The organism is Gemmatimonadota bacterium (assembly GCA_026706845.1).
Lineage (GTDB): Bacteria > Latescibacterota > UBA2968 > UBA2968 > UBA2968 > VXRD01.
The window spans coordinates 19,986-27,278 of record JAPOXY010000210.1; the positions used below are offsets into that span (position 1 = coordinate 19,986).

5 protein-coding genes are annotated in these 7,293 nt (G+C 52.4%); 4 read left to right on the top strand and 1 reads right to left on the bottom strand.

The window, feature by feature from the left end:
- Positions 1-35: 35 nt before the first annotated feature.
- A complete protein-coding gene (locus OXG87_19240; protein ID MCY3871689.1) occupies positions 36-2,012 on the bottom strand; it encodes a hypothetical protein in 1,977 nt (658 codons plus the stop codon).
- Positions 2,013-2,688: 676 nt separating this feature from the next.
- Between OXG87_19240 and OXG87_19245 the strand changes: the two genes are divergently transcribed.
- From OXG87_19245 to OXG87_19260, 4 genes are all read left to right on the top strand, one after another.
- On the top strand, positions 2,689-4,119 hold the full coding sequence (locus OXG87_19245; protein ID MCY3871690.1) for a thioredoxin family protein: 1,431 nt from the start codon (positions 2,689-2,691) through the stop codon (positions 4,117-4,119).
- Complete coding sequence (locus OXG87_19250; GenBank protein ID MCY3871691.1) at positions 4,116-4,625, top strand: UGSC family (seleno)protein; 510 nt, start codon at positions 4,116-4,118, stop codon at positions 4,623-4,625. Before OXG87_19245 ends, OXG87_19250 begins: the two co-directional genes overlap by 4 nt.
- Positions 4,626-4,642: 17 nt before the next feature.
- Positions 4,643-5,050: a peptide-methionine (R)-S-oxide reductase MsrB gene (msrB, locus tag OXG87_19255; protein ID MCY3871692.1), complete on the top strand. Its 408-nt coding sequence runs from the start codon at positions 4,643-4,645 to the stop codon at positions 5,048-5,050.
- Between the two features lie 39 nt (positions 5,051-5,089).
- On the top strand, positions 5,090-7,293 hold a 2,204-nt coding region (locus OXG87_19260; protein ID MCY3871693.1), incomplete at its 3' end, for a hypothetical protein.

Here is a 7,293-nt window from a genome sequence, read left to right on the forward strand (position 1 = left end):
CTTCACACTTCTCACTTTCTACTTTACACTTCCCATCACCACCCGTGAACAGAATGCCCTTCTTCCGGGAAAAAGGTAAAATCGACAACAGAAGACACCCCCACACCGACGACATAACCGATCACAAGACCAAAGAACAAAGGGATACAGCGCCGATAGAGCGAAATGCCACCAATGCGCAGAATAATGAGCTTGGACGCCCAAGTCAGAAAAATACTGAAGGCATAGACCCGAGACCCCGACATCTTCTGAAAAGCCAGACCCAGGGGATGCAAGGGCCACCACGGGATGCGATTGCGGAGAAGCATAAGCAGACCCGCTTGCCCAAACCCAAAAATCCAGACCGCTATCTTCCCCGGATCAAAAACCGTTTTATCCGCACCGACAATAGCGGCCACCATGCGGTCATACGTGCGAATATTGGACCCACTAAAACCCGACAGCCCCAGATTCTGACCCGCGTAATTATATCCCAAATGCACAATAAAAAGACACGACCCGAAGAACCCCGAGGCAAAAGCCAGCAGAACGATCCAGAAAACCCAGCGACGGCGGACGTCATTCCCCAAAAGTTTGAGGTGATGAGGCAGCGCGGGCCATGCGGGAATGCGCGTATTGCCAAAAAATGCACTCGAATTAATCACACCCAATGCAACGGTATTTTGTCGCGTGAGCGTTGCGGTCCCCGTAAAAATCTCGACAATTTGCCCCCCCTTACCTCCAACCGGAAAAAGATAAGAAAAGCCACTCGCCGCGGTGTATTTTGCCACAGTAAAATACGCTGCATAAAGCAGCAAAAGATGGAAGAGCGCGAGAAAAGGAGACAAACCCACTGCGATGAACCAGCCAAAAACAAAAATAGTCGCCGCAATAAACCCGAGCAATGCCAGACGATAAGATACGAGACCGTCATCTGCCTCACCCGTCACGGCTGCGCGAATAACATCCCGCAAATGGCCTCGCGCGACCCATACCGCCCACACCGCCAGAAAGATGAAAGCACCGTGAGATTCCAAAATCAGAATCTCACTCGCTTCTGCCTGTTGCCCGGAAAGACCCACATTAAATCCCGTGCGAGCCATCACCCCTTCTTTGACAATAGCGATAAGGCGAAAAGCCCAGAAACTGAAGAGGATATCCAGATTACACATATAAGTAAGCCCCAAAACAGGAGGCAGAATACGCAAATAGAACGATGGAAAATTGCGCGCAATGGGCACCTCTTTGGTCAGATAACCGTCGTAAATGCCAATTCGGGGCAAACTGATGGCAAAATAACCGAGAATATTCCAGGCAAAAACACCGAAAACAACAAAAAATCCCACCCAGAAAAGTTTATTCCGAAAAATACCGGGTATAACGCGACCGGGTTCATCAAAGCCCTCGGTCAATGCAATCGGAAAAGCCGCGAGCGGAAAAGTGAGACGCTCGTTCTCCTCCCATTGCTTTTGAAAAATAACCGCGAGGCACAATCCAGCAACAACAAGGGCAATAGACACGGCGAACCACCAGTGCAGAGAAGCCAGCCATCCGCGCCAGGGAATACTCGCGCCATCTGGAAGGCCCTCGTAATACGTCCGAATAATCTCAGGCGCTGCCTGCGGCAAACACCACCACGGCAAAATGTCAAAAAGGACTTCTTCCCATCGATTCTCGGGCGAAGCGTAATAAAATGGCGTACTCACAATACCGCCCCAGTAGGTCGTCCATCCACTTGCCGAAACCGTACCCACAATCCACGACATACTGTAAATAACCAGAAGCTCTGTACCGCGCAAAGCCATGCGCGGCCAGGCCAGCTTCAAAATGAGATTGATCACGAGCCACGCGACAAAGGGCAAAAGCATAGCCATGGACAACTGAGACTTGACCAGCGAAGCAGACCCCAAAATCATGCCCGTGTAATCGCTGTAAATATTGAGCAACGCCGCAGTAGCCGTCCCCAGGATAATGGATCGAACGGTAATACGCCGCGGGCGTGCAGATTCGGGTTGTGATTGTGCAAGTGCCATAAGATAGAGATAAGTTCGCGTTCAAGTATCCAATGATATTGTGAGTAATGATATATTGCGCATTTGTCAAGAATGTATTGTATGCTTCATTTCCCCACAATATCTTGTGCTCTCAGTTTTTTTAAGATTTCATATCGGGTTGGTATATCATCTCGATCCGGCTAACTCTCCAAAAAGCGCGTTCACTACTATAAAAACAGGCAGAACGCGCTTTGTATTTTTTTCTTCCCTAAAAACGCGACCTGTTCTACATTAACAGTCCATTGCTTCATTTCCCCACAATATCTTGTATATCCCCTTATATCCCCTCTTAAGGTTTTATTTCAGCCATTGGTCTGCATATCGTCTATTGTTTATAAAAATTGGACGATATACCGTCTAATGGTAAAAAACCTATCTGATTTTTTCTTATCTTATTTTTATATATTAAATAAAAACAATATTTTATCGATGTCTCTGCCCGAACAGACTCACATTGGTACAGATATTGCTAACAGGTATTATGGCTACAAGAGAGCCTCCTTGAACAGCGTGAAGGGAAAGCCTCAAACTTGCAGGGCATAACTGTTTTTACAGGCAGGATAACACTTCACTACCTATGCCGCACCTGATAATGGCGTAACATCGGTAAATTACGACAATCTGCACAAAAAAAAATTTTAAAAGGAAAAAATAGATGAGCACACAACCCAATGGCTTAATAGCCGTGGTTAAACAGGACTGCCCGACCTGCACCCTCATTGCACCTGTGCTTAGACAAATTGGAAAGCGGGACGATTCACTCGCGGTTTACACGCAGGACAATCCCAATTTTCCCACTGGCATTGCAAACCTTATAGACGACACCGGTCTGGAACACTCGTACCGCCTCAATATCGAAACCGTCCCGACCCTGCTCCGTTTTGAAAACGGCCGAGAAGTGGCGCGGACTGTTGGATGGCATCGCGGCGACTGGGAATCCGTATCAGAACTCAGTCCCCTCGGCGCAGACCTGCCCGAATCGCGCCCGGGATGCGGATCAAAAAGCATCGAACCGGGCATAGCTGAAAAACTCGCCGTCCAATTTGGCGAAACCGTACTCGCCGCCCGGCGCATTGAAATCGGCGCTCTCGAAGACGAAATAGAAACCTGTTTCGAACGCGGCTGGAGCGACGGCCTGCCCGTCGTGCCACCCACCGAAGAACGCGTATTGCGCATGCTATCGGGAACAACCCGCTCTCCCGACGAACTGGTAGGCATCGCCCCCCCCAATTACAACGAATGCACCGTAGAAAAAGTCGCCATCAACGCTGTCCTCGCCGGATGCAAACCCGAATATCTCCCCGTCGTACTCGCAGCGGTTGAAACCGCACTCACAGAGGCCTTTTGCATGCACGGACTGCTCGCCACCACATTCTTTGCAGGCCCCATGATCGTCGTCAACGGACCGATTACACGCGAAATCGGCATGAACGCACGGGTCAACGCGCTCGGGCAGGGCAACCGCGCCAACGCGACCATCGGACGCGCCCTTCAACTCGTCATCCGCAACATCGGCGGCGGCGTCCCCGGAGGCATTGATCGCGCCACGCTCGGCAACCCGGGCAAATACACCTTCTGCTTTGCCGAACGCGAAGACGATTCCCCCTGGGAATCCCTCGCCGTCGAAAGGGGATTCTCACCCGACGCATCCACAGTCTCGCTCTTTGCAGCCAGCGGCGTCACCCCCATCATGGATCAGGCATCCCGAGATCCCGACGCCCTGTGCCGATCCTTCGCCGCCTGCCTCAAAGCCGATGGCCATCCCAAACACGCAAATAGCCCGCCACCCGTACTCGTCATATCGCCAGAACACACCCGCCGATATGCAGACGCAGGCTGGTCAAAAACTCGATTTCGCGACACACTAAATCAGTATCTCCAACTCCCCGTCGCAGAACTGCTCTCAGGCGCGGGCGGCATCCCTGAAGGCATTTCAAAACAACGGACAAAAGATAACGAAACAATACCCAAATTTCGCAACAACACCTTGCACATCGTCCGCGCAGGCGGAGACGCGGGCTTATTCTCTGCCCTCATCAGCAGTTGGGGAGGCAGCCAATCCATCACAAAGGAGATCACGCCATGAAATTGCTCGACCCCACATCCGAACAAAAACCAGCACAGAGAGAACGGGTAAAACGCCCGCAATCACTCGACGGACTGACCATCGGGCTTCTCGACATATCCAAAAGCCGGGGCGACGTATTCCTCGACCGCATCGAAACGCATCTCACACAGCGCAACCTCAAAGTCAACCGCTACATCAAACCCACATTCACGCGCCCGGCACCCATCGAACTCCAGCAACAAATCGCCACCGAATGCGATATCGTCGTCGAAGGCCTGGCCGATTGAGGGTCCTGTACAACGTGCAGTGTGCACGACACGACCAACCTGGAAACGCGCGGCATACCCACCGTCTTTGTCGCATCCGAGCCGTTCCGAGAAGCAGCCAATGCCCAATCCACCGCCCTGGGATTTAATCCCGCTCGCGTCTTTGTCGCCCATCCCATCCAGGATCGCACCGACGAAGAAATGCAGGCACTTGCCGATGGCGCTATCGAACGCATCTTGAAAAGAATTAGTACATAAAAAAGGATCTACTCCCCATGAACGACGAAAAAATCACCAAAACAGACCGAGAATGGCGGGAACAACTCACGCCCGAACAATACTATGTCTGTCGTCAAAAAGGCACGGAACGCGCCTTCACCGGCATGTACTGGGACTGCCGTGAAGAAGGCGTATATCGCTGTGCATGTTGCAATGCCGAACTCTTCCGCTCAGACCAGAAATTCGACTCCCACTGCGGATGGCCCAGCTTTTTTGACGCCATTGACCCCGAACGCATCAACCAGCACGAAGACTTGAGCTTTGGCATGCGCCGCATCGAAGTCACCTGCGCCCGCTGCGACGCCCACCTGGGCCACATCTTTGACGACGGCCCCGCCCCCACGGGCCTGCGCTATTGTATCAACTCCGTAGCCATTGATCTGGACCGCGATGAAGAATCGTGAAACATAGTTTCCTCATGAGAACCTCACGGACCGAAAAAAATGTTCTCACAGATTGAACAAATCTTCTCGCACATCATCCGCACCCGCCTGACAGCCATCATCCTCATGCTGGCACTGCCAATCGCGGCAGACGCTCAGGAAGTGACAATTGATTCAAGTCCTACCAGCATCATGGAAGGCAAAAGTGCCACATTTATTATATCGGTGACACCAGCTCCAACCAGCAACCTGACGGTGAACATAGAAGTGACGGGCAATACCATCCCCTCCAGCTACACCCGCCCTACAACAATCACCGTCGGGACCTCTGGCCAATACACACTGACAGTGCCAACCGAAGATTTCACGGAGGATCCGAACGACAAAAACTGGGGCAAGGTACACGTGGATTTAAAAGAAGGGGAAGGCTACACGGTAGATGAGGACCAGGATAATGCATCCGTGCAGGTGATTGACGAGGATGCGAATGAGAATCCGCCGATGACAAATGCTCCGCTTCCGGTAGTAACGCTTCACACAAACCAAACGCGGGTCGCAATAGGCGACAGGGTGACGCTCACAATGAAGCGCACCGAACCTCACGACTACAGGCACCGGGTGGATTTCCGGGTGGGCGGACACCTGCCGGATATTACCGACTGGGAACCGATGGTGGAAATCCTTCATCCACAGTCGGCAAACAGACATGCGCCGGGCGAGAGATCGTATTCTTTCCGCGTGCAGGAAGAGACCTGTGGGCACACGCAGGGACGCAAAATTGAAGCCTATCTCTTTGATGCCTACTACTATGGAGATAACATTCCACAGGCATCACGTACTGGAGACTCGGCTTACAAAGTGGGCGATCCATCTTCGGTGACCATAGATGTTTATGCTCCCTCAGGCTGGCAACCGACAGGAGCCCCAACAGTCAGCGGCACGCCCGAGGTAGGTCAAGAATTAACAGTCTCCCATGGCCTTAGCGGTGTGACAGGCTATCAATGGTACCGGGGTTCAAATCCCATCTCCGGTGAGATGGGCAGTACGTACACAGTGCAAACAGCCGATAATGGTCACCGACTGAAAGTTCGGGTAACCTTCAATAACGGCACGTGCTATTTGGAAAGCGCATTGACAGCAGTCGTGGGTGGAATGCCAGTCGGGACAATTGACACGAATCCTCCAACCATCATCGAAGGTCAGACCAAGAGATTCAGAATCACAATGGACCCTGTCCCGACGGCTCCACTAATTGCCGAAGTGCGCGTCAGCCAGATCGGCGATTTCATCAGCGGCTCACCGGGCGTGGGCATTCACACAGTCCGCTTCAGCGCCAACCAGGCCACCGCCACAATAACAGTCAATACTGAAAATGACCAAGTAGATGAACCGAATGGCGAGATAAGCGCGGAACTGTTGAAGAGAACAGGCTATGACGTAGGCGACCCATCCATCGCAACCGTCATCGTTGAGGACAACGACGGATCTGAAAATCCGAATCCAAATCCAAACCCACAGAACCCACAGAACCCACAGAACCCACAGAACCCACAGAATCCACAAAACCCACAGAACCCACAGAACCCACAGAACCCACAGAACCCACAGAACCCACAGAATCCACAGAACCCACAAAACCCACAGAACCCACAAAACCCACAGAACCCACAAAACCCACAGAATCCACAAAACCCACAGACACCGCAACCACCAGTGCCGGGAACCCCGCAGGTAACCATCTCGGCAGGGACATCACCCGTCACCGAAGGCACGGCTGCCACATTCACACTCACAGCGTCTCCTGCACTTACAACCGCAATAACTGTAAGTGTAAATGTCAGCGAGGACGGCGATGTCATCAGCGGCACACCCCCTTCAACTGTCACCATCGGTACCACCGGCCAGGCCACACTAACAGTAGCAACGGACAATGATAATGTAAGAGAAGTCGCCAGTGTTATAACCGCGCAAATACAGACCGGAACAGGCTATACAGTAAGCTCTCCATCCTCGGCATCCGTCACCGTTGAGGACAACGACGCCCCAGATATAAAGGCTCCAGACCCGCCAGAAATGACAATCACGGCGAATCGCGCGAGCGTCACCGAAGGCATTGCTGCCACATTCACACTCACAGCGGATCCCGCACCCACAGCTGCACTAAAGGTGAAGGTAAAGGTGACCCAGACCGGCAAGGTCCTCAGCGGCATACCACCTTCAACTGTCACCTTCAAAGCCAACGAATCCACCGCCACACTGACAGT